Origin of the sequence: Coleofasciculus sp. D1-CHI-01 (assembly GCF_040218875.1) — a bacterium.
Taxonomy (GTDB): domain Bacteria; phylum Cyanobacteriota; class Cyanobacteriia; order Cyanobacteriales; family Coleofasciculaceae; genus Coleofasciculus.
In genome coordinates, this window is the sequence record NZ_JAVJQP010000157.1 from 1 (window position 1) to 21,186 (window position 21,186).

At 46.0% G+C, this 21,186-nt stretch carries 20 protein-coding genes and 1 pseudogene; 9 read left to right on the top strand and 12 right to left on the bottom strand.

Annotation, left to right across the window (positions count from 1 at the left end):
* Positions 1-171: transposase (locus tag RIB93_RS27665; protein WP_446377757.1), on the top strand; the 171-nt coding region annotated here is incomplete at its 5' end.
* A 143-nt stretch (positions 172-314) separates the two neighbouring features.
* Here RIB93_RS27665 and RIB93_RS27670 read toward each other — a convergent pair.
* The 8 genes from RIB93_RS27670 to RIB93_RS27705 form a co-directional block, all read right to left on the bottom strand.
* Positions 315-524 carry a hypothetical protein gene (locus tag RIB93_RS27670; RefSeq protein WP_446377725.1) on the bottom strand — a complete coding sequence of 70 codons (210 nt, stop codon included), beginning with the start codon at positions 522-524 and terminating at the stop codon, positions 315-317.
* A gap of 4 nt (positions 525-528) precedes the next feature.
* On the bottom strand, positions 529-1,245 hold the full coding sequence (locus RIB93_RS27675) for an RNA-guided endonuclease InsQ/TnpB family protein (protein WP_446377727.1): 717 nt from the start codon (positions 1,243-1,245) through the stop codon (positions 529-531).
* 187 nt (positions 1,246-1,432) lie between these two features.
* Positions 1,433-2,632 carry an HhoA/HhoB/HtrA family serine endopeptidase gene (locus RIB93_RS27680; RefSeq protein ID WP_446377759.1) on the bottom strand — a complete coding sequence of 400 codons (1,200 nt, stop codon included), beginning with the start codon at positions 2,630-2,632 and terminating at the stop codon, positions 1,433-1,435.
* A gap of 172 nt (positions 2,633-2,804) precedes the next feature.
* Positions 2,805-5,060 carry a CBS domain-containing protein gene (locus tag RIB93_RS27685; RefSeq protein WP_446377729.1) on the bottom strand — a complete coding sequence of 752 codons (2,256 nt, stop codon included), beginning with the start codon at positions 5,058-5,060 and terminating at the stop codon, positions 2,805-2,807.
* Between the two features lie 293 nt (positions 5,061-5,353).
* A complete protein-coding gene (speE, locus tag RIB93_RS27690) occupies positions 5,354-6,307 on the bottom strand; it encodes a polyamine aminopropyltransferase (protein ID WP_446377731.1) in 954 nt (317 codons plus the stop codon).
* 118 nt (positions 6,308-6,425) lie between these two features.
* On the bottom strand, positions 6,426-6,821 hold the full coding sequence (locus RIB93_RS27695; RefSeq protein WP_446377733.1) for a hypothetical protein: 396 nt from the start codon (positions 6,819-6,821) through the stop codon (positions 6,426-6,428).
* A 236-nt stretch (positions 6,822-7,057) separates the two neighbouring features.
* Positions 7,058-7,459, bottom strand: a complete 402-nt coding sequence (locus RIB93_RS27700; protein WP_446377735.1) for a hypothetical protein — start codon at positions 7,457-7,459, stop codon at positions 7,058-7,060.
* On the bottom strand, positions 7,416-9,104 hold the full coding sequence (locus tag RIB93_RS27705) for a TIGR02921 family PEP-CTERM protein (RefSeq protein ID WP_446377737.1): 1,689 nt from the start codon (positions 9,102-9,104) through the stop codon (positions 7,416-7,418). Before RIB93_RS27705 ends, RIB93_RS27700 begins: the two co-directional genes overlap by 44 nt.
* Positions 9,105-9,309: 205 nt before the next feature.
* Here RIB93_RS27705 and RIB93_RS27710 point away from each other — a divergent pair, with 205 nt between their 5' ends.
* On the top strand, positions 9,310-10,398 hold the full coding sequence (locus RIB93_RS27710; RefSeq protein WP_446377738.1) for an MFS transporter: 1,089 nt from the start codon (positions 9,310-9,312) through the stop codon (positions 10,396-10,398).
* Here the strand turns inward: RIB93_RS27710 and hemW are convergent.
* Entirely contained in the window at positions 10,382-11,644 is a 1,263-nt protein-coding gene (hemW, locus tag RIB93_RS27715) for a radical SAM family heme chaperone HemW (RefSeq protein ID WP_446377740.1), read from the bottom strand. The two genes, RIB93_RS27710 and hemW, sit on opposite strands and share 17 nt — an antisense overlap.
* Positions 11,645-11,948: 304 nt before the next feature.
* Here hemW and RIB93_RS27720 point away from each other — a divergent pair, with 304 nt between their 5' ends.
* From RIB93_RS27720 to RIB93_RS27750, 7 genes are all read left to right on the top strand, one after another.
* Positions 11,949-13,028 (top strand): PIN/TRAM domain-containing protein, encoded by a 1,080-nt coding sequence (locus RIB93_RS27720; protein ID WP_006103287.1) that lies wholly within the window; start codon positions 11,949-11,951, stop codon positions 13,026-13,028.
* 185 nt (positions 13,029-13,213) lie between these two features.
* Positions 13,214-13,438: a ferredoxin-thioredoxin reductase variable chain gene (locus RIB93_RS27725; RefSeq protein WP_446377742.1), complete on the top strand. Its 225-nt coding sequence runs from the start codon at positions 13,214-13,216 to the stop codon at positions 13,436-13,438.
* 29 nt (positions 13,439-13,467) lie between these two features.
* Positions 13,468-14,517, top strand: coding sequence for an RRXRR domain-containing protein (locus tag RIB93_RS27730; RefSeq protein WP_446377744.1), 1,050 nt, complete (start codon positions 13,468-13,470; stop codon positions 14,515-14,517).
* A 12-nt stretch (positions 14,518-14,529) separates the two neighbouring features.
* Complete coding sequence (locus RIB93_RS27735) at positions 14,530-15,345, top strand: serine hydrolase domain-containing protein (protein ID WP_446377746.1); 816 nt, start codon at positions 14,530-14,532, stop codon at positions 15,343-15,345.
* On the top strand, positions 15,287-15,667 hold the full coding sequence (locus RIB93_RS27740) for a hypothetical protein (protein WP_446377748.1): 381 nt from the start codon (positions 15,287-15,289) through the stop codon (positions 15,665-15,667). The genes RIB93_RS27735 and RIB93_RS27740 overlap by 59 nt, the downstream gene beginning before the upstream one ends.
* A 215-nt stretch (positions 15,668-15,882) precedes the next feature.
* Positions 15,883-17,229 (top strand): hypothetical protein, encoded by a 1,347-nt coding sequence (locus RIB93_RS27745; protein ID WP_446377750.1) that lies wholly within the window; start codon positions 15,883-15,885, stop codon positions 17,227-17,229.
* 194 nt (positions 17,230-17,423) lie between these two features.
* Positions 17,424-19,136: a helicase HerA domain-containing protein gene (locus RIB93_RS27750; RefSeq protein ID WP_446377752.1), complete on the top strand. Its 1,713-nt coding sequence runs from the start codon at positions 17,424-17,426 to the stop codon at positions 19,134-19,136.
* 145 nt (positions 19,137-19,281) lie between these two features.
* On the opposite strand, the gene RIB93_RS27755 is transcribed toward RIB93_RS27750, so the two are convergent.
* The 3 genes and pseudogenes from RIB93_RS27755 to RIB93_RS27765 all read right to left on the bottom strand — a co-directional run bounded on the left by RIB93_RS27755 (position 19,282) and on the right by RIB93_RS27765 (position 20,840).
* On the bottom strand, positions 19,282-20,181 hold the full coding sequence (locus tag RIB93_RS27755) for a hypothetical protein (protein WP_446377754.1): 900 nt from the start codon (positions 20,179-20,181) through the stop codon (positions 19,282-19,284).
* Positions 20,181-20,387 (bottom strand): annotated as a pseudogene (locus RIB93_RS27760) (Uma2 family endonuclease); the annotation flags it as partial. The pseudogene RIB93_RS27760 and the gene RIB93_RS27755, both read right to left, overlap by 1 nt.
* A gap of 105 nt (positions 20,388-20,492) precedes the next feature.
* On the bottom strand, positions 20,493-20,840 hold the full coding sequence (locus tag RIB93_RS27765) for a translation initiation factor (RefSeq protein WP_446377755.1): 348 nt from the start codon (positions 20,838-20,840) through the stop codon (positions 20,493-20,495).
* Positions 20,841-21,186: the final 346 nt, after the last annotated feature.

Below are 21,186 nucleotides of genomic sequence, written 5' to 3' on the forward strand. Positions count from 1 at the left end.
GGATCGAGACGATGGAAAAAGGAACGCAGGCGTATCTCTAAACTTCAGAGCAAGATAGCCCGACAACGGGAAGATTGGCTGCACAAAGTAACCAGCGATATAGTGAGCGGTAATAGTCTAATCGGTGGAGAGCAGTTAAACGTTAAGGGTATGACTCGGAAAGCAAAGTAGGGCAAGCGCAAGAAACAGAAAGCCGGGTTAAATCGGTCTATTCTTGACGTTGGGTTTGGTGTAGTCGGTGATTTATTAACCTACAAATCTGCTGAGGCAGGTGGGTTTTATGTTGAGTCACCAACTAGGACACTCAAGCCTACTCAACGATGTGCTAAATGTTGGGAATTAACATAAAACCCACCTGCCTCAGCAGATTTGTAAGTTAATAAATCACCGACTATACCAAACCCAACGTCAAGAATAGACCGATTTAATCCGGCTTTCTGTTTCTGACGCTTACCCTTCTTTGCCTTCCGAGTCATACCCTTGACGTTTAACTGCTCACCACCGATTAGGCTATTACCGCTCACTATATCACTGGTTACTTTGTGCAGCCAATCTTCCCGTTGTCGGGCTATTTTGCTCGCTCAGTTTAGAGATCCGTTTACGTTCTTTTTTCCATCGCCTCGACCCCTTGACCTTCTTATTCCTATTAGGCGGTCTCTTGCGTCTTAATTGTTTTGAGGCGACTTTAACCTTTTTGTGTCCCTCCTGAATAAAATCTGGTTTAGCAATTTTCTCGCCAGTTGAAAGCGTCACCGCGTCTTTACAGCCAAGGTCGATTCCGATTGAACCCGTACCTGTTTGACGGGTTGGGTTGCACTGCACGGTGATTGACGCATACCACAAACCATTCCTGAAAAAGATTGTGCAGGTTGTTGGAGTTCCCCAAGTCCTAGCTTGCCCCCGCATTTGAATCTTTAAACCAAGGTCTCTCAGTTCCAAGTAACCGTTTTTACCGTTAGATAAAGCCTTCCAACCTGCTTTGTCTGGATATGTCCAGCCACTATACCGCCCCTTGGCTTTGACCCTGGGATACTTGTCCAATCCTTTAAAAAATCGTTTATAGCTAAAATCAACCCGCTTTAATGTAGCTTGTAACGTATGAGAACCTAATTCGGCATACTCAATCCAAACTTTCTTGAAATCAGGTAAACAATTCTGTTGCTCAAAATAGTCAACAGAATGACCAAAACGCTTGTACTGCGTCCTCCGGTTAGCAATTGCCGCGTTATAGAGTTCGCAGTGCATTTTTCTAGCCTAATGAAGCTGGTCACATTGAGCCTTGTTTGGATAAATTATATAGGTCACTCTACGTGTTTTCATGCCTATATTTTACCATAAAATTTTAACAAACTGCGGAATATTTAATTCCTAGTTTTTCTGCTATCCTTCCCCGACTTACTGTCGTTGAAGTCGGGGAATGCCGCAATTACGTTCATTCTAATTGATTGACCGGAAACGCTCCCGGTTTCACGAGAATCGTTTTCGTTTTCCCCTGACGATTCACTTCAATATCGAGATTCGCGCCCACTTCACTCGCTTCTACTTCTTCTTGTACATCCGAAGCCGTTTTAATCAGTTTTCCGCCAACTTTTTGAATAATATCACCCGGTTCAAGACCCGCTTGTTGAGCTGGGGAATTAGGAACGACGCGGACGATTAAGACGCCCTGATCTTGAGTCACTTTTAAACCCGCATCTTGATCCTGATTAATTTCTTTGCGTAACTCTGGAGTCAGTGTAACCATCTGAATTCCCAGATAAGGATGGTCAACCCGACCTTTTTCAAAAAGCTGTTCAGCAATGCGTTGAGCGGTTTCAATGGGAATGGCAAAGCCTAATCCTTGAGCGTTGGCGCGAATCGCTGTATTAATTCCAATGACTTCACCATTGGCGTTTAATAAGGGTCCGCCGGAATTCCCAGGATTAATTGCTGCGTCGGTTTGGATAAAACTAACTCGTTTTTCCGGAACACCAACCTGAGAACTGGATCGCCCCAAAGCGCTAATGATACCAACGGTTACTGTATTATCCAAACCCAGAGGATTACCGATCGCGATCGCCCACTCCCCAGGAATTAACTCATCGGCTTTACCCAAGCGGACAGTGGGCAAATCTTCTGCCTCAATTTTAATAATCGCCACATCGGTTACCGGATCTGCCCCTAATACCCGACCCTCTAACGTCCGCCCATCCTTGAGCGTAACCTTGACGATATCCGCCCCGTCGATCACATGAGCATTGGTAATAATCTGCCCATCTGACTCCAGAATAAAACCCGATCCCGTTCCCCGTTCCACGCGAGGTTCAGGAACTGGCATCTCATTGCCAAAAAAGCGGCGGAAGAAGGGATTTCTAAACGGTTCAGGAACCTCTTGGCTGACCTGACGCGCCGCATCAATTCTCACCACCGCCGGTCCAACTTGCTCGACGGCTTGGGCAATAAAGTTGAGATTGCCGGGAGCTGGACGATTGGAGCGTCTTGGGGCTAAGGGTTCCAATACCGCCGGCACCGCTTCTGGAGGATTGACCCCTTGGGGTTCAGCCATAAGGTAGCGACTGCCTAAAACCCCTGCTCCACCGCCTAAGCCTAGCAAGGTCAGATAAACGGTTAGCTGCTTTAATGATAAACTCATGGTCTTGGAAACGGGTAGTTTTTGCAGGGGTTGACAAGCGCGATCGCAACTCGCCATTTGTTCTGAGTTGCTGCCTCTAATTGTACAACCTTCCTTTTCAGAGTGCCTTAGCTTTCCCAGTTTCCAGACGTAGCATGCTACGTCTACATGGCTCCCCCAGCTCCCCCCGTTTCTACTGGGAAAAGATCACCGATGCCTGATGATGCTGTCGCAGCGGAATTTCAATCACAAACTCACTACCTTGCCCCGGTTCAGAATTACACTGAAGATATCCCCCATGTTTTTCCACGACAATCTGATAGCTAATCGACAAACCCAAACCCGTGCCTTTTCCGACAGGTTTAGTGGTGAAAAACGGATCAAATAGACGCTGACGCACCATCTCAGTCATCCCCGACCCATTATCCGTAATGCGAACCACCACCCATTGATTCACCAACAATGTTTTTGCCTGGGATTTAGGACGCTTCACGTCTTTAATTGCGGTCTGAATCACAATCGTGGGATAAGGACTAGAGGATTTTCCATTAGACAACTGGGCTTGAGAATTTAACTGTCTCAACTCTTCGAGCGCATCAATGGCATTACTCAGTAGATTCATAAACACTTGGTTGAGTTGCCCCGGATAACATTCCACCAAGGGTAAATCCCCATAGTCCTTCACCAACTGCACTTCAACTAGACCGGACGTCGCTTTAAGCTGATTTTGTAGAATCAACAACGTATTGTCTAACCCCTCATGCAAATCCACTGATTTCATTTCCGCTTGATCCAAGCGGGAGAAATTTCGCAACGACAGCACCAAGTTGCGAATGCGATCGGCACCCAGTTTCATCGAGTTAATCAGTTTAGGCAAGTCCGTTTTGACAAACTCTAAGTCAATGTCCTCGGTCGTTTCTTGAATTTCGGATACAGCCTGGGGATAGTACTGCTCATAGAGTTCCAGCAGACCCATCACGTCCTGAACATACTGAGAAGCGTAAGCAATATTACCGTAAATAAAATTGATCGGATTATTAATTTCGTGAGCCACCCCCGCAACCAGTTGTCCCAAAGACGACATTTTTTCGCTCTGAATCAACTGACTTTGATAAGAATGCAGTTGCTGGATCATGCGTGTGAGTTCGCGGGTTTGTTTTTTCAACTGGGCTTCACTTTGCCGCAGGGCTGTTTCTACCCGCTGGCGTTCTAGAATATCTTGTTGAAGCTGGACATTGGCTTGAGTCAGCTGGGCTGTGCGCTGTTCAACTTGAATTTTTAATTGGTCATGAGATTTTTGCAGGGCTAACTCCGCTCGCTGGCGCTCCCCAATTTCATGACGTAGCCGTTCATTCGTCTGGGCTAATTCCGAGGTTCGTTCTTCCACCGCCTGTTGCAGTAGTTCGATTACCCCATACATTTCCACGGGGTTAAGCACTTGCAGTAGGCTGGTTTGGGAAACGATTCCCACTAATTCTCCCTGATTGCCGCGAACGACCAACCGTCGCACCCGATGCTGCTGCATTTTTTCATGGGCTAGCCACAAGGAATCTGAGGAACCCAGACAAAATAGGGGTGTACTCATCACCTCTTGAGCCTTCAGGCGGGATAAATCTAGTTCTAGTGCCTGAAACTGCACAATATCGCGTTCCGTGACGATACCCACGGGAATCAGGGATTGAGAATAAAGCATTGGACATGAGCAAGAGGCTTTAGTCAAAGGAGCCGAACATCCGGCTGGCGTGAGGGCGTCTTGTTCCCCAGGCTGAATTTCCGAATCTCTGGCTTGAGTAATCACCACGCAACTGACTTGATGCTCTGTCATGAGCTGGGCTAACTGTAGCACCGCTGTAGTTACGGGTGAATGAATCACCGCTGTGGTCATTACATCTTGCACACAGCGCAATCGCGTTAGCAGGTTAACGGGTTGCAGAGCTTTGCGAATACTCTCATGGGTGACAATTCCCATGGGTTGCCCTTGCTCATTGACAATCGGCAGGTGACGTATCCGATGCTGGCGTAAGAGTCCCAATGCGGTAAAAATATCGTGAGACGGCGACGGTTGCAGCGTAATCGCGGGTTGGGTCATGATTTGGGCAATATCGACTTGACTTAAGGGAAGACCCGCAGCCGCTAACCGAACGATATCGCGCTCGGTGAATACTCCCACCAGTCGCCCTCCCTCCATCACCAATACACACCGGGCTGCTGTATCCGCCACACCAAATACCACATCTTCTTCCTGAGATAGGCAGGAAATTTGCGGGAGATTCGTGGGGATGTGACTCATGTCCGTTCCTAACGCCTGAGTTGGTAACCTGCAACTGCGAAATCGACTCATGAGCGCCAAGACATCCGCCAGAGGGGTATCTGGTGCGACGGTTAAAAAATTAGCATCAATTGCTGGTTCTAGAGCTAAGGAATGAAACGGCAGACCACTAGGCTGCATGAGCAATGTCTCTGGGGTGAAGATCGGCGTAGCTGGGCAGAATTACGGGGATGGTGACTGATTCAATAAACCTTGACAGGTTAGCTTAGTTATGATATTAGCCATTCGATAGCTATGGCAGCTATCTGCCTGCCAAGGAAAAGCATCAGCTAGGAAATATGAGAGTTGCACCCTGGAAGTCTTGAGAACTTCAGTTACTTGGTTTTACTGGCAATTTTACGCTGTTGTCTTCCTTTTTTCTGTCTATTTTTTTTAAGACTGCAATAAATCGTTACATTTATTGTAACAAATTGTTACGTAACGGATTGATTCAATGCCCCCTTACCAAAGAATTTTGGCGGTTCGTTTAAGGTATAGACTTGAGTTTCCGAGGCGATCGCACGACGGATATAGGCAGGGGTTTGTAACAGTCCTAATAACGCCACACCGTCGATTAGGCGTAAGCCCCCCGTTGTCTTGTCTTGCAGGTGTTGGTCAACGGTAGCCGGATTGGGTTGAGAATCAATGGCTTGGGCAGACGCGATCGCAAATCCCCAGGGTTCACCGTAGGTAGGGGTAAAGCAAGAATAGGAGTATGTATGTGGAAAAACGGAGTTTAGAGTGTTAACCAGACGAGCATGGACTTTGACCGCGAACGTTCCCACCGGTCCAGCTTGTAGGACTAATAACCCATTAGGTGTGAGAACGCGCTGAACTTTCTCAAAAAACTCTTTGGTAAACAGCTTATAGGATGGTCCTTCTTCAATCGGATCAGACAGATCGGAGATGACAATATCCCACTGTTGTTCCATCTTGTCTAAAACTAAGAGAGCGTCACCAATAACCAGTTGAGTTCGAGGATCATCAAAGGCATTTTGATGCATTTCTGGCAGGTGTTGTCGGCAAGCCTCCACAACCTCACCATCAATATCCACCATCATCACCTGCTCAACGGTTTTCCAGCGTAGGATTTCGCGTACCGTTGCTCCTTCACCCCCACCCAATACCAGAACCTTGCGCGGATTAGGGTGACTAATCATAGCGGGGTGAACCAGGGATTCATGGTAAATAAACTCATCCCCTGTACAGGATTGCCATTTGCCGTCTAAAACTAAGGCTTTACCATAGGCTCCTGTTTCCACAATATACATTTCCTGATAGGCTGTTTTTTTATAAGCTAAAACCTTGGTAATTCCGTGAACATAGATATCCCAAGGCGTGATATACTCGCTTATCCACAAATCGGCATCAACCTGACTACCAGCCATACAGCCCCCTTCTTCCTAATTAAACAGAATTACACCGATCGTCATTATTACAGAAATAAGCAACTGACAACAGGTAACGGGAGAATGCCAGTGTTAGATTTTAGCTTACCCCGACGCTCTAAGTCGCATCGAACAATGTCAGAATTTGCTTGAAGATAGGTTCATCTGCGCGAGTTTGTAGAATAGCGCCAGCTACTTCAATAAATTTATGATCTTTTTGGTTGTTATGTTCAATCAATTTGCTGGCTGGATGAAACGTCAGGTCATCAGTTTGTAATTCATTTGTTTTTCCCGTTTGTAAACCCAAAAAAACCGGTTTCCAGGAGATCGATTTACCCCGCAAGGTAAATTGAAACCACTCAATTTTGCCGTGGCGAAGTTCTACCACTACATCAAAATAAGGCTCACCTCCTTGATACCAAACTTTGGTAATCCCCTCTTTCGCTGGGCTTAATATCCCCGGATCGATCTGTCTGAGGGAAGCTCCTAATCGTTTAATTTCATCTTGATCCATCTGTATCACGAGTTTGGGTTTCAGCTTCCTGGTCTGTCCCCATGAAGGTAAGCTGATCGCTAAAACTATATACTGGATACGCCCATATCGCCAATGACTCCGGATTTGGAGGTGGGGAGAGAAAATTTGCCACCGCCGACAATATGGATGTTGAACCTTTAGCAAGCCGACCACTCAATCAGAATGAGTAGGAAGACTTGTCCGGAAATATCTAGAATTTACCTTTAAATCGCCCTCTAATCATTAACCCTCTTATTCAACCATTGCTGACGTTTGAGGAATAGGATCAGCGCGATCGCAAGTGAACCAACAACCATACCATTTACAGGTTCAGGCACAGGGGTGGAAAAAGGGTTATTCGGCTGATTGAGCTGTTCTTGTCCATCTTCCACCTTACGATCAAAACGATCAGTTTCGGCTTCCGCTTGCTTGAGTGCCTCTCGCTGCTGATCATTGACCAGGACAATCATTGATGAGTAGGGCGTCACCAATTTATAGGTTTTGGCGATCGCATGAATGGCATCCAGTTGAGCCAGATTATCTCCCTGGATCTGTTGACTCAATCCTTTGACGAGTTGCCTTGCGGCTAATGGCTCAAAACCGTTTTTCAGCGTGGTTTCGGTGGGAGTTTTTGCCATTGAAGGTTTTTGTCAGTGCTTTAACCTGGGCTGACATGCTGCGCGAACTATCAACCACGACAGCAAACCGCTTACCTTGGGGTAAGGCGTAATCCTCTCTAGCTAGTGGCTTGGCTGTAATCTGATACCCCTGTGGGAAATTCACTTGATGAATTTTTGGCAGCTGCTGATCGGTGGCGGGTAAAAATTCAGGAAGCCACTCATCTTCAGACGTTGCGATCGCGCCTTTATTGCCTAAGCGTTGGGTGTCTTTTGTCCAGAATATATTCCGTTTCTCTGCTAACCGAGGTAGCGCCCATCCCTGTGCTTGTCGCATCACGTTATAAGTTAACCACAGATGCATTTGCGTTGGTCGTTCGGTTGAGTCTCTTTGCTCCCGAAATGATAATTTGGGCGGAACTGGGAAGGCTCTGAGGCGATAAAGGCGAGGTCCTACCTGTTCAAGTAATGCCGGATCAACGGGTCGCGATCGCCTCACCTGGGAATTATAGACCTTTTGCGCTGCTCCCCGTGGTGAAACTTGAAATGGGAAGCGTTGCGATCGCTCATCGGTATCTCCCAGCCATACGCCTGTAATGGTGGCACTTTCGGGTAAAGAAAAGTAGTAGAGGATTTCCTCTACATCATTGGTTTGATTTTGATACACCTCGTAGAGTTCCACCTCCGCCCAATCTCCGTGTTCGGTAACGCCGACTTGTTGCGATCGCAGCCATACCTTTTTCTGGTTAATATTCAGGACACCTGCCTTTGCCTGGTCTATAATTGCCGTGGATTGCAAGGCGTGTTGTACTGCCTTGCGCTCGGCTTTTTGGATGGGAGTGTCAAAGAATTCGGCGTAGAGTTTTTCGGCTTTTTCGATATCTGAACCCGAACCGTTGTACAAAAACGGCGACATCAGTTGGTTATAACTCTCTTGTAAAAACAGGCAAAGTGACTCTGGTAAACCAAAGACGTGACGATACATCGCCTGGATATGGTTATTTTCTTCCCTTGGTAAGAATAGGGTACAGCTAAAGCCATAGAGTAGAAGCGCAAGTACTCCCCAGACAGCGAAAGACGGGTCATACTGTAAAATTGACCAAAGTTCGTATACCCAGTCAAAGGCAAAGAACTGACCAACTAAAACCGCCGCTGTAGGTACGGCATAGAATAACAGTAATAATCCGGTGAATACACCAACCAACAGCATCAAGCTGTGAGTGAACAGTTGTAGCCATGCTAATTTTTGATTCCGTTGAGCATAGCCACGCAGCACTTCCAGGAAAAATGCCAGCATGCACGCCACTCCTGTTCCCAGGATCAAGGTACTAGCGGGGGTAAGTTCCCGCAGCAGGAACAAGCGAACCAGGCATAGGGCAAATAGGGGAGCTTCTACGCCATAGAATAGACGCATTAGCTCTAACGGTTGTCGGCGCAAACGCCACCCTCCAATTAGAGTACAGATGGTTGGTACGGCGATAAGACCGACCAAGGGGAGGAGGAATTCAAGTTCAATCTCACCAGACAATATGGCGACGACCAAATCACCCCCAATCAGGGGCAATAGACCCAAATAAACGACCAGCAAAAAGGTAAGATTCCAAAGCCAGAAGATAGCATGGCTGGTCGTATGGAGTAGTGTTTTCAGGGTTGTCTTTTTTTTCATCTAGGGAAGCATTCAAGAGTCTGTACCAGGTTTAGGCTCAATGCGGTATTCAACATTAATGACGTTTGTCCGTCAATCTCCACGCTCTACGTTAGTAGCGTGGAGTTGTTGAAAAAACCCAATGATATAAGTTAGGCAATTGTCGGAAGACCGGGGATTGTTGTTTAACCTTCAAATATATCTGCCATTTTATGCCGAAAAATTCATGACCGTTCAAAAATTAGCATCCCTGCGACTAACTACTGCCGGATTTATGGGATTATTTTTACATGGCATCATTGTGGCAGCACCCGGGGCATTTCTGCCCCAATGGACGGCAACATTTGGTGAAACCGTGAATATCGGACTCTTCTACACGGCGTTTTTGCCCAGTAGTTTAGTCGGACTGGTATTAGCATCGCGGCGAGTTGAACGTCATCCGTGGTTTGCTCTGGCATTTGTTACGGTTACGGTAGCCTTCGCTCTTATCTGCCTATCCCCTACATTTACCTGGATTGGACTAGCCGCACTCCTGATCGGATTTGGAGACGGAATTCTCAATCTCCAATGCAACAGCTTAGTTGGCGAACTTCATCCCCAACGGCGAATTGTGCTGCTCAACTGGGCAAATGCGACGTTTGGAGTTGGAGCATTAAGTGCGCCTCTGATGGGAACATTTCTCCCTTGGCGATTGGCGTTTGGACTGGTGACAATTTTGGCGCTGGGTTCCGTTGCTTTAGCCTGGAGAGCGCCCCATGTTTTGAACTATCAACCCCAGCGCGATCGCATGCCTTGGAAACAGGCTACCCCCTTTCTGGTGGTGATTTTTCTCTATGTCGGGTTAGAGAGTGCGATCGGTACCTGGAGTGGCGCTTACTTGAGAAGCTTGGGTGAGAGTGTTGTTTGGAGTGGCACCCTGCTTTCTCTCTATTGGGGAGGATTAACCGTGGGGCGTTTAACGTTGAGCATTTGGGTCAATCCCCAACCGATTCGACGATTGCAATGGTTGCTGCTGGCTGGATTAGCCGTGGTGAGCTTGACGAGTGTTTTTCCCTTAGGTATCTTGTTTGCTGTCGCTGCCTTTCTCTATGGTCCTACCTTTGCCACCGTATTTGCTCTAGTGCAACACAAGTGTGGTCATGTAGCAATAGGCTATCTATTTTACGCTGCTTACCTGGGCAAAACCTCTGTTCCGGCACTCTTAGGTCAAATTGGTAACCCAGCCTATTTCCCTTACGGGTTTATCACACTGGCACTACTTCTCTATGGGATAAGCCGAAAAATTTCTGTACCCTCACTCACGTACAGCGACTAAACAAATCAGCCAGAATCTGATTAGAAAACAAAAACCCGTCTGGATCACTTAATCTCAGCCGCCCAGTCATCGGTAGTTTCTGGGCATTGTGCCAATCCCAGGCTTTTCCATCTCGTTCTACAACTTCTACCCAGCCTTGCTGGTAGTAGGGCTGCAAAGTTGTCCCAATCTGTTCGAGAGTCTTCTCGCCAAACTGCTGCACCAGTGTAGATAGACTCACACCTTCTGCCAAGCGTAGTCCTAGCATCAGGGTTTCTAACAAAATATCCACGTCCGAGAGTTCTGGACTTTCCCAGATCCCATTCGCTTCAATGAACTGTCGCACCCAAGCATAATACTCTCGCCGGGTGCGGGGTCGAGTAAACCGCCGCCCCTGGACATAACTAGCCGCCCCCATACCAAATCCATAAAAAGGACGGTTTTCCCAATACACCCGATTATGTCGGCATTGATGAGTGGGTAAAGCATAGTTGGATATCTCATAATGGTCATACCCGGCATCAGTGAGGAGTTGCTGGGCAAGGCGATACATTTGAGCTGTGGTATCGTCAGTCGGTAAGGGAGAAATGCCGGGGCTGTACTGCCGTCCAAAGGCGGTGACGGGTTCTATGGTTAGGTCATAGCAGGAGATATGGGTAGGGGCAAGCTGAATAGCGGCTGTCAAGGATTCCTGCCACTGTTCTAAGGTTTGAGTGGGTAATCCAGAAATCAAATCTAAACTCCAGTCGGGAACCTCTACTTGGCGGAGTAACTCAACGGCGGTGAAGATATGATTAAGCTGGTGCGATCGCCCACAAATGCCCAATAGTTCATCCTGAAAGGCTTGAACTCCCAGGCTCACTCGATTCACGCCCGCATCCCGGTATCCTTTGATCTGCGACAGGTCGAATGTGCCTGGGTCTATTTCCATGGAAATCTCAGCATCGGTAGCTATGCCAAACTGCTGTGCTAAGGTATCCAGAATGCGGTTTAACTGTTGAGTGGATAACAGAGAGGGGGTGCCACCACCAAAGAAAATGGTTGAGAGAGAACAAGTCGAGGCTGGTGTTGTTTGAATTTCTTGAGCTAAGACCTCAACATATTCCTCAATCGTGCCGGACGTGCTACCCCTGGCTTTATCGCCGACTACAGATACAGGAAAGTCACAGTAGTAGCAGCGGCGTCGGCAGAAGGGGATATGGATGTAGGCGGAATGGGCAATTCCTATCTCGATGATTTTCTCAGATTTGTTTGAAAAATTTAACATATTGGGCGGAAAATTGGCGAATAATTTTTAACGTATGATTGGCAAGTAGTAGATCGATGGAAATAAACTAAACAAAATTACGTTTTGTAAATGTTATTTAATTTATGACCACCAAGGATATCCGAATTATGAGTTATGAAGCTGAATGTCCTGTTCCCTGACCCCTAATAATCCTCACCATTTATGCTGACAGAGTTATTATTTCAAGGTATTTTTAGAAAAAATCTGGAGTGATTAACCTCTATCATTATAAATCTTGAATAGAATCGAAAGATTTGCCATATAAACCACTTGGATTGGAACCATGCTTGATTTTGTCATTATTCTTTTATTCATCCTAGGAGGAGCAGGTGTAGGGTTCGACATTGTTGAACTGCTTCCGCCTTCCGTGCAAGAACAGATTACCAATCTGGAGGCGCTGCGCTGGATTTTAGCCAGTTTTACTGCCATTATCGGTTTTGCGGTTGGGTTAACGGTGCAGGTGACCTATCGTCGTTTGGAAAAGCAGGTACGCCAACTGCCAATTGAGGTAATTTTAACCCGGGCAGTCGGTTTGGTGCTGGGGCTGCTGTTAGCGAATTTAATGCTAGCCCCGATTTTCTTTCTACCTTTTCCCTCGGAGTTTGCCTTTATCAAGCCCCTGGCGGCAATTTTGGGCAGTGTGATGTTTGCCTTTCTGGGAATCAGTCTGGCAGATACCCACGGTCGGACTTTTTTGCGACTGATTAATCCAAACAGCTTGGACACGATGTTAGTAGCAGAAGGGACGCTCAAACCAGCGACGAGTAAGGTACTCGACACCAGTTGTATTATCGATGGTCGCATTGAGGAACTGTTGAATACAGGGTTTGTCGAGGGTCAACTCCTCATCCCCCAGTTTGTGTTGCAAGAGTTACAGCAGTTAGCCGATGCAGCGAATGATCAAAAGCGGATTCGGGGACGGCGTGGGTTAGATATTCTCAAAGCTATGCAAACCGCTTATCCGGAACGCCTGATTATTCACCCGGCTGATTATGAGGATATTCAGACGGTGGATGCCAAATTGGTTCGGTTGACTCAGGAAATTAATGGCACGCTTTTGACGAATGACTACAATCTGAGTAAAGTGGCTAATTTGCAAAAAGTCCCGGTACTAAATGTCAATGACCTGGCTCACGCTGTACGTCCAATTTATCTGCCGGGTGATAGCCTGGAACTGAAAATCCTCAAGGAGGGGAAAGAACCCTCTCAAGGCGTAGGTTATCTAGACGATGGTACGATGGTGGTTGTGGAAGAAGGACGTAACCACCTCGGCGCTGAAATGCGAGTTGTGGTCACTTCGGCTTTACAGACATCTGCTGGACGGATGATTTTTGCTCGTCCTCAAGCATCTGTGGCGGCGTAAACATAAGAATTGGCTGCGGTTGAGGTGGCTACAGGTCTGGAAACGGTGCTGGAAAATCAGCACCGTTTTTGATCAGTTGCCAAACTAATCTCTAGGAAAGAACCTTGCTGTGTAAGAATGGTTTAGGATTGCCAGAGTAATTTCTGGCAAGATGTAGGCTGTTGGAGAGAAAACGAGCTTTTTGTATGAAAGTTGGCGATCGCGTTCGAGTTAAGACATCTGTTATTGTTTACCACAATCCTGCCCACCGGAATGAGCCGTTTGATATCAAGGGTATGGAAGGCGAAGTCATTGCTATCGTTACAGAATGGCAAGGGCGACCCGTGAGCGCTAACTTACCGATTCAGGTTAAATTTGATAAAAAGTTTCGCGGTCACTTCCGGGAAGATGAGTTAGAAGTGGTTTCATGAACCCTAACCTACTTCGTTGAGGTTAAGGATTGGCAGAGGGAACCTGCCAGGAAGTCATGCATTGGCAGAGGAAGTACAACCAATTACTGTTGGAGTCGATCCGGCCGGGTAAGTCCTACTCCGGTGTCGGTGTCCAGTCGGCTAAATGCACCCTGCTACAACTACACCTGATCCTCCCTTTTGGGCGGGTCAAGAAACGGATGGAGACCCGCGCCATGCTGCGACGGTCACGACGGTCTCGGCGGATTAACCGGGATGTCCCATTCAAGCAACGGAACCATCGGCAGTGCAGGTTTGACAATCGCAAACAGTGCAAACTCCCCCCATCCATTAAAGCCTCCCGACAGTTGGAATTACGGACAGTTACCGAATTAGCGGCTATCTTCCCGGTGACGGCGATTGGGTATGAACGGGTCAGAGCCGATGTGGATCTTTCCCAACGCAAACGTGCCAAGTCGGGTAAGGGCTTCTCCCCGGTGATGACGGGTCAAAATTGGGCAATATCCCAGATGGAAAAAATTGCCCCTGTCTATGTCCGCGAAGGTTGGCAGAAGGATGGGAACGGTACATCCCAACTCCGAACCCAACTAGGGTTAGAGAAAGATAAGGCTAACAAGTCCATAGCTAAACCGGAAACTCACGCGGTTGATGGAGTGACGTTGGCTTGTGGGTATTTCATCAAGTATGTTCCGTTTACTGGCTCTAACTCCCACGGTTATACCCACAAGGGTAGCGTTAACGTGACCCCCTCCCCGTTTAAAATCATCACCCGCCCCGGTGCGGTGAAGCGGGGGAAAGAGTATGGATTTTTCCGCCGCCAATTACACTTTGAAGTACCGGATAAATCGGGGGTAAGGAAGCGTAAGGGTGGAACGATTACCCCTTTTGGAGTGAGGATTGGTGATTTGGTAAGAGCAGAAAAAGCAGGGATTGTCTACATCGGCTACGTTAGCGGATTCACCGATACCAAAAAGACCAAAAATATTTCCGTTTGTGACTACAGATGGAAACGAATTGGGCAATTTGTTCCCAGTAAAGTTGAGTTGATCAGGAGGAATAACGGTTTATGTGTAGCGTGAAAAAAGAATTGGATGCCGCCAATTGTCTGGCAACCGGGAAGATTTTACAGCTATTCCAACCATGCGATCGCGTTATTGGGTTACTTGGTCGAACAGATATCAGGTCGTCCTTATCAGGACTATATCAACGCCAATATTTTACAACCCCTAGATATGCAGCGCAGCAGCTTTGCTCAACCTCCACCACCGGATTTAGCAGATGATTTGGCAGTTGGCTATCAGTATCACAAAGGTAACTACAAAGCGGTTCCCTACCTCTACCTTAATATTGCACCCGCCGCCTCCCTCAGTGCCACCGCCACGGATATGGCGCATTTTATGATTGCTCACTTGCAACAGGGGCGTTATCAAAACCAGCGTATCTTAGAGGCGGATACGGCGAAACTCATGCACCAGACACACTTTAAATCTCACCCAAAATTACCGGGAACCAGCTACGGGTTTCGGGAACGTCTGGTTAACAATATTCGTGCGATCGGGCATTTAGGTAGTTTACGGGGGTATTCGAGTTCGCTGACGTTAATGCCTGACCAAAATATTGGTATTTTTATTGCCTCTAATAGTTTTAGCGGAATTCATAGTAAATTCCTTACCCAGTTTTTTGATTATTATTTTCCAGTTGATCAAAATTCTACCCCCGTTCAATCCCTTGACCCTTCCCAGGTAGAACTGGAGCGGTTTACGGGAACTTATCGAGATATGGAATATCCCCGCCATACGTTGGCAAAACTAGCAGGATCATTCAAACATATTCACATTAAAAAAGGTGATGAGGGGAATCGTACAACCCTTAATTCAATGGTGGCGAGGCCAGCATACTTCGGATAAACAGCAGTATAACTCAGCATGGCTATTAGCGGGAGCGATCGCGACTTTAAATCTAGTCTTCCTGATTGGCTTACCTCTGTCACTCTGGCTAATCGGCGTCTGGAAGTTAATCTATGGCGTTCTCCCTGTCGCGATCGCATTCTTGTGTCTTCCTGTGTTAACGGCTTTGGCTAGCTTAGGATTACTGGCTTTTACCGTGTTAGCCTGGAAAAATCACGATTGGTCGTTTGGGGCGCGATCGCATTATTCTCTGATCACATTAACTACTTTCATTTTCATCGGCGTGTTGGCGTACTGGAATTTACTCGGATTTCAGTTCTAATCTTGAAATCCCGATTCCCTGTTTCCTTACCATCTGTAGCCAGAAATTGGCAAGTCTATTTGTCTGACGTTTTATTGGGAAATGTAAAAAAATATCACAAAAAGGGGCATTTTGCATAAAAGCAGCCGCGAAATTTAGAGTAACTTGTGAAGGTTCTTTGATGTCTGCTGATCACTTCGATCTAATCCGAACTTACCCCAACTGGAGACAGGGCTATGGCTGAGCCAAACACATTAAAGCTCGCTAAACAAGGTAATCCGAAAGCAATTGCGGCAATGATTAACCGCTCATTGCGAGCCAAGCACATCGTCGCCAAGGTTAATCGCCAGGACAATTGTTTGCAAGTATTGGTGGAATCAGCGCAAATTCCCAATCAAAAGCCGATGGTTTCTTTTATTCGTCAGGGTTTAACCAAGCTAGGCGTTGAGACGATTAAAACAGTACAGGTTTATGGGCGTCAGCAAGGACAAGACTCTTTTGCTTGGAATCAAAGCTTTGAGATAGAATCCTCACCTCCTCAAGTCGCGGATATTCACGATTCAGAGCCCGATTTAAATCTACATCACACTCCCACAGATGTTGCTGCTGAAAATGATATATCTTCCAGTTCCCCATCCCTTGGCTTAGAACCACCACCAGGTTCAAATTTTGCCACAGTTCCTCGACACGCTTCTATTGGAGGGTATACCTCCTCACACAATCGACAACCTAGCGATCATACTCCACACCGTAACACTCAAGCCCGCCATTCCCAACCTCGCCAACCCATGAAACCCCTCAGTGTAGGGAATGTGGTTAGTGCGGGTATCCGTTTATATCGCGATCGATTCAAATTATATTTGGGTCTGGCGTTTCAGGCATTTTTGTGGGGAATAGTACCGATTTATGGATGGGCAAAATCATATCAAATCCAGGGTATTATTTCACGTCATGCCATCAGTGAATTTGCTGAACAACCGGAAACTATCGAGAGTATTCAAAGTCAGCTTGATCGAAAAATTTGGGATTTTTGGATAGCGCAATTTTTAATTGCTTTGATTGCTTTTGCAGTAAATTTTGGTTTGTCGATAGTTTCAGGAATTGTCGTGGTAATAGCATCAATTCTAGAACCTATCATTAACTTAGTTACTCTCGGCATTTACCTCTGGGTCTATGCCCACTTCTTTATTACTGAGTTACCGTTAGCCGTAGAAGGGAATATAAAGCCAAAAACTGCTATTAACCGCAGTTGGGAGTTAACCAAGGGATTTATTCCCAATATTATGGGGATAATTACCGTTGCGACTCTAATCACAATTCCTATAGCCATACTGGCTTTCATTCCTACATTGCTGGCTATATCGATCATGCTACCCAGCTTATCAAGCTTATTGATCCCCTCTCCAGAAGGGATAATGCCAGAGGCGTTAGTTTCTAGCCTAGGTGTGTTAATTCTAGTAATATTCATTGGAATTGCCTTGTTTAATCTTTTAGTCATGCCATTTTGGCAGATTATTAAAGCGCTCATTTACTATGATCTCCGCAATCGCCGGGAAGGAACAGGTTTACAGCTACGCCATTGATCCAACTGCTATAGGGTGCATCATTTGGGTGACGAGATAAGGACGAAACAAAAGAGAATACTAACCAAACAAATCGTGAGTAATCCGGTTTTCTTAACAATATTGCTAATTTACCCATTAAATCCAAGGAAAACGCCCAATAACCCAGAAGAGAACGATAAGATAGGCTTGGCTTCGTTCAAACCCTAGCAGTGATGGATGTAGATAAACGCTTAGGTTCAGTCATTCAAGGTTCTCTCTCTGGCGGATTGGAAGTGCGATTGGAGGCGGATGTCTCCGTCGAAGATATGCGCGTGGGTAAGTTTCTGGTGGTTCAAGGGGTGCGATCGCGCTTTTTCTGTATGCTGACGGATGTGGCGCTAGGAACCTCCAGTCAAAGGATTTGGGCGAATCCCCCCCATCCTGAGGATAACTTTTTGCGCGAGGTTCTCGCCGGAAGTGGCACGTTTGGGACGATCAATTTAACCCCAATGCTGATGTTTACGCCAACGGAGGGGAAACGGGAAACACCCAACCTAAACCTGAATGGTAAAAGTCCTTTAGCGTCATTTCAACCTCAAAGTAGCGAGGACATGGAACTACTCCCCGTGAAAACGATTCCCAGTCACTTCTCCCAAGTCTATGATGCCAGTGAACGAGATTTTCGGGCGGTGTTTGGCTGGGAAGATGATCCCCATCGGCGGAATTTTTCGGTGGGTCAACCCCTTGACATGGAGGTGCCAATATGCTTAGACCTGGATCGGTTTGTAGAACGCAGTAACGGTATATTTGGCAAATCGGGAACCGGGAAATCTTTTCTGACTCGCTTATTATTATCCGGGATTATTCGCAAGCAAGCGGCGGTTAATTTAATCTTCGATATGCACTCCGAATATGGATGGGAAGCCGTATCAGAAGGAAAACAATTTAGTACCGTCAAAGGATTACGCCAACTGTTTCCCAATCAAGTCCAAGTGTACACACTTGACCCCGAATCTACCCAACGCCGAGGAATTCGAGACGCCCAAACCATGTATCTGAGTTTCGATCAAATTGAAGTCGAAGATATTATGCTGGTGCGCGGGGAGTTAAACCTGTCTGAGGCGAGTCTGGAAAATGCGATTATTCTTCGCAATGAGTTTGGCAAAACCTGGATTACGCAACTCCTGAATATGACGAATGAGGATATCCAGATATTTTGCGATGAGAAGCGGGGAAATAAGTCTTCAATTATGGCATTACAGCGCAAGTTACTGCGTTTAGATGAGTTAAAGTACATGCGAAGTGCTTGTCCTCAAAATTATATTGACCAGATTTTACAATCCTTAGATGCAGGGAAACATGTGGTGGTGGAATTTGGCTCTCAGTCGAATATGCTGTCCTATATGTTAGCCACGAATGTGATGACACGCCGTATTCATGGTAAATATGTGCGGAAGGCGGAGAAATTTCTGCAAAGCAAAAATCCCTGCGATCGCCCGCGCCCATTGGTGATTACGATTGAAGAGGCGCACCGTTTCCTGGATTCAGCCACAGTGCGTCAAACCATCTTTGGCATTATCGCCCGCGAGATGCGGAAATATTTCGTTACATTACTGATTGTCGATCAGCGTCCATCAGGGATTGATAATGAAGTCATGTCCCAGGTTGGCACTCGGATTACCTGTTTACTGAATGATGACAAAGACATCGAGGCTATCTTCACCGGAGTTTCCGGGGGACAAAGTTTGCGATCGGTGCTAGCTAAATTAGATTCCAAACAACAGGCATTAATATTAGGACATGCCGTACCCATGCCCGTTGTAGTACGAACTCGTCCCTACGATCAAACATTCTACACAGAAATTGGTGAACCCTCCTGGGATGAAAAGTCAGATGAAGAAGTCTTTGCCGCCGCCGATGCAGCCAAAGCCGATTTAGGCTTTTAACGTTCCTCGTTGCGCTGTCTTCGCCCTAAACGCCGAAACCCCCATTCCCAAATGAGTTTGTAGTTGCGCTGTCTTCGCCCTAATCGTTAAAATACCCATTACCAGCTACCTATCTACATCTAAAATTCTGTACCTCCCAACCCATTTAACCAAGATCACTCGAATATTCGCGGTAAAATTCCTCATAAATTATCCTTAATATCTTTTCCCGATCTTCCATATCTTCAAATTGAGACGCTAACTTTAATATTTCCTTAATAGTAATCGATTGAACCTTCATATTAATCAAGTAACTTTTAATCTCTTTCGAGATATCATCGATAATCAAAATCACGTTTCCATCACTCAATCGTTCCCGGTCAAAATTCCCCTTAAGTTCCGCATAAATATCATCCGCTACAGCTTTACTATAAACCTTAAGTTTCTTAATTTGATAAACAACACCAAAATTAGTCGATATATCAACTCCGCTATCATTAGCTGATGTGCGTGTATCTCGATAGAGTCTACAGGAAAATTTTTCAAGATGTACTTTGATAACGGCAAAGCTGAATATTTCAAAATTGGTTGAATTTTGACAAACATTCTCTTCTATAAAATTAATAAATTGATGATTGTATAATGATAGTTCAGAGCGAATTCCCCGATTGCTTAAGAGAGGAATTTCGCCCAGTTTATCGCTAATATGTTGCTGAATTCTGTCAGGAATCCATTGGGCTAAAAATTGAGCATTATTTATATAAGGGAACATCAATTCATATTCACCGCTGTTAATCACTCTTAACACGCCGTATTTGGGTAAATTTCTAGACGGATAGGCATCATAGTACTTACCCCCTATGTGCAAATCATGTTGCAAATAATCAATCATATCGTTAACAGTTTTCTGATACGCGGCTTTAATCTCAGAGTTGGAAAAAATAGTTTTTTGGTTAGATAGATATTCTTTAACCAATGCGAGAGTAATTACCGGAAAAATAACTTTAGTCTGTGATCGCTTCAACATCATATTGATGTTGTTTTTGCAAAAATTTTCGTCATTCATTCGGAAATATAGACTCGACAACCCGAACCTCGAATATGACTACGGAGTAGAGCAAAAAGGTTTCCATCAATCGTAACATGAGGGTCACTTGCTCCCGCCATAGCATAGATTTGCCCATCAATATATTCATGTTTGATTGGACTCTGTTCCTCCATTATCCGGTATTGGTCAGGTGTAAGATAGGGATGTTGAGGAGGAGCAATCATCGTAATTTTTTTATAAAAGGTTTTCCATAGTATAGCAAATGTAGGGGCGCAAGGCTTGCGCCCACACCTAATTAAAAATATTGCCTATAACATTTTACAAAGCCGCTAACCGCCACTAATTTTTGCTTTATACCCCAATTGCGTCAAAATTTCCAGCAATTTCTGAGCATGATCCCCTTGAATTTCTAAGGTATCATCTTTAACCGTACCACCACTACCACATTTAGTTTTAAGCTGTTTGAGCAGTTGGGTTAAGGTATCTGCTTTACATTGAAAACCACTAATCACCGTAACGGTTTTACCCTTGCGCCCCTTGCGAGAGGCTTGAACGCGCAAGTTTTGCTGATTGGGCGGAAGTTCTTGCACTCCACGTTCCGTAGCCGCCGAATTACTACCAAATTCTTGGTAAGCTACGCGCTTTTGGGAGGAATTAGAAGATTTGCGTTTAGACATAGTTTTAAAATCGTTTTGTTCAATTATCGATCAAGAGGGCGGGTTTCGTTGTTCAATTATCGGTCAAGAGGGCGGGTTTCGTTGTTCAATTATCGGTCAAGAGGGCGGGTTTTGTTGTTCATTTATCGGTCAAGAGGGCGGGTTTCGTTGTTCATTTATCGGTCAAGAGGGCGGGTTTCGTTGTTCATTTATCGGTCAAGAGCTGACGTTTGTCCCTAAACCCGCCCCTACGTTTGTCCCTAAACCCGCCCCTACGTTTGTCCCTAAACCCGCCCCTACGGTTGTCCCTAAACCCGCCCCTACGTTTGTGCCTAAAACCGCCCCAACGTTTGTGGCTAAAACCGCC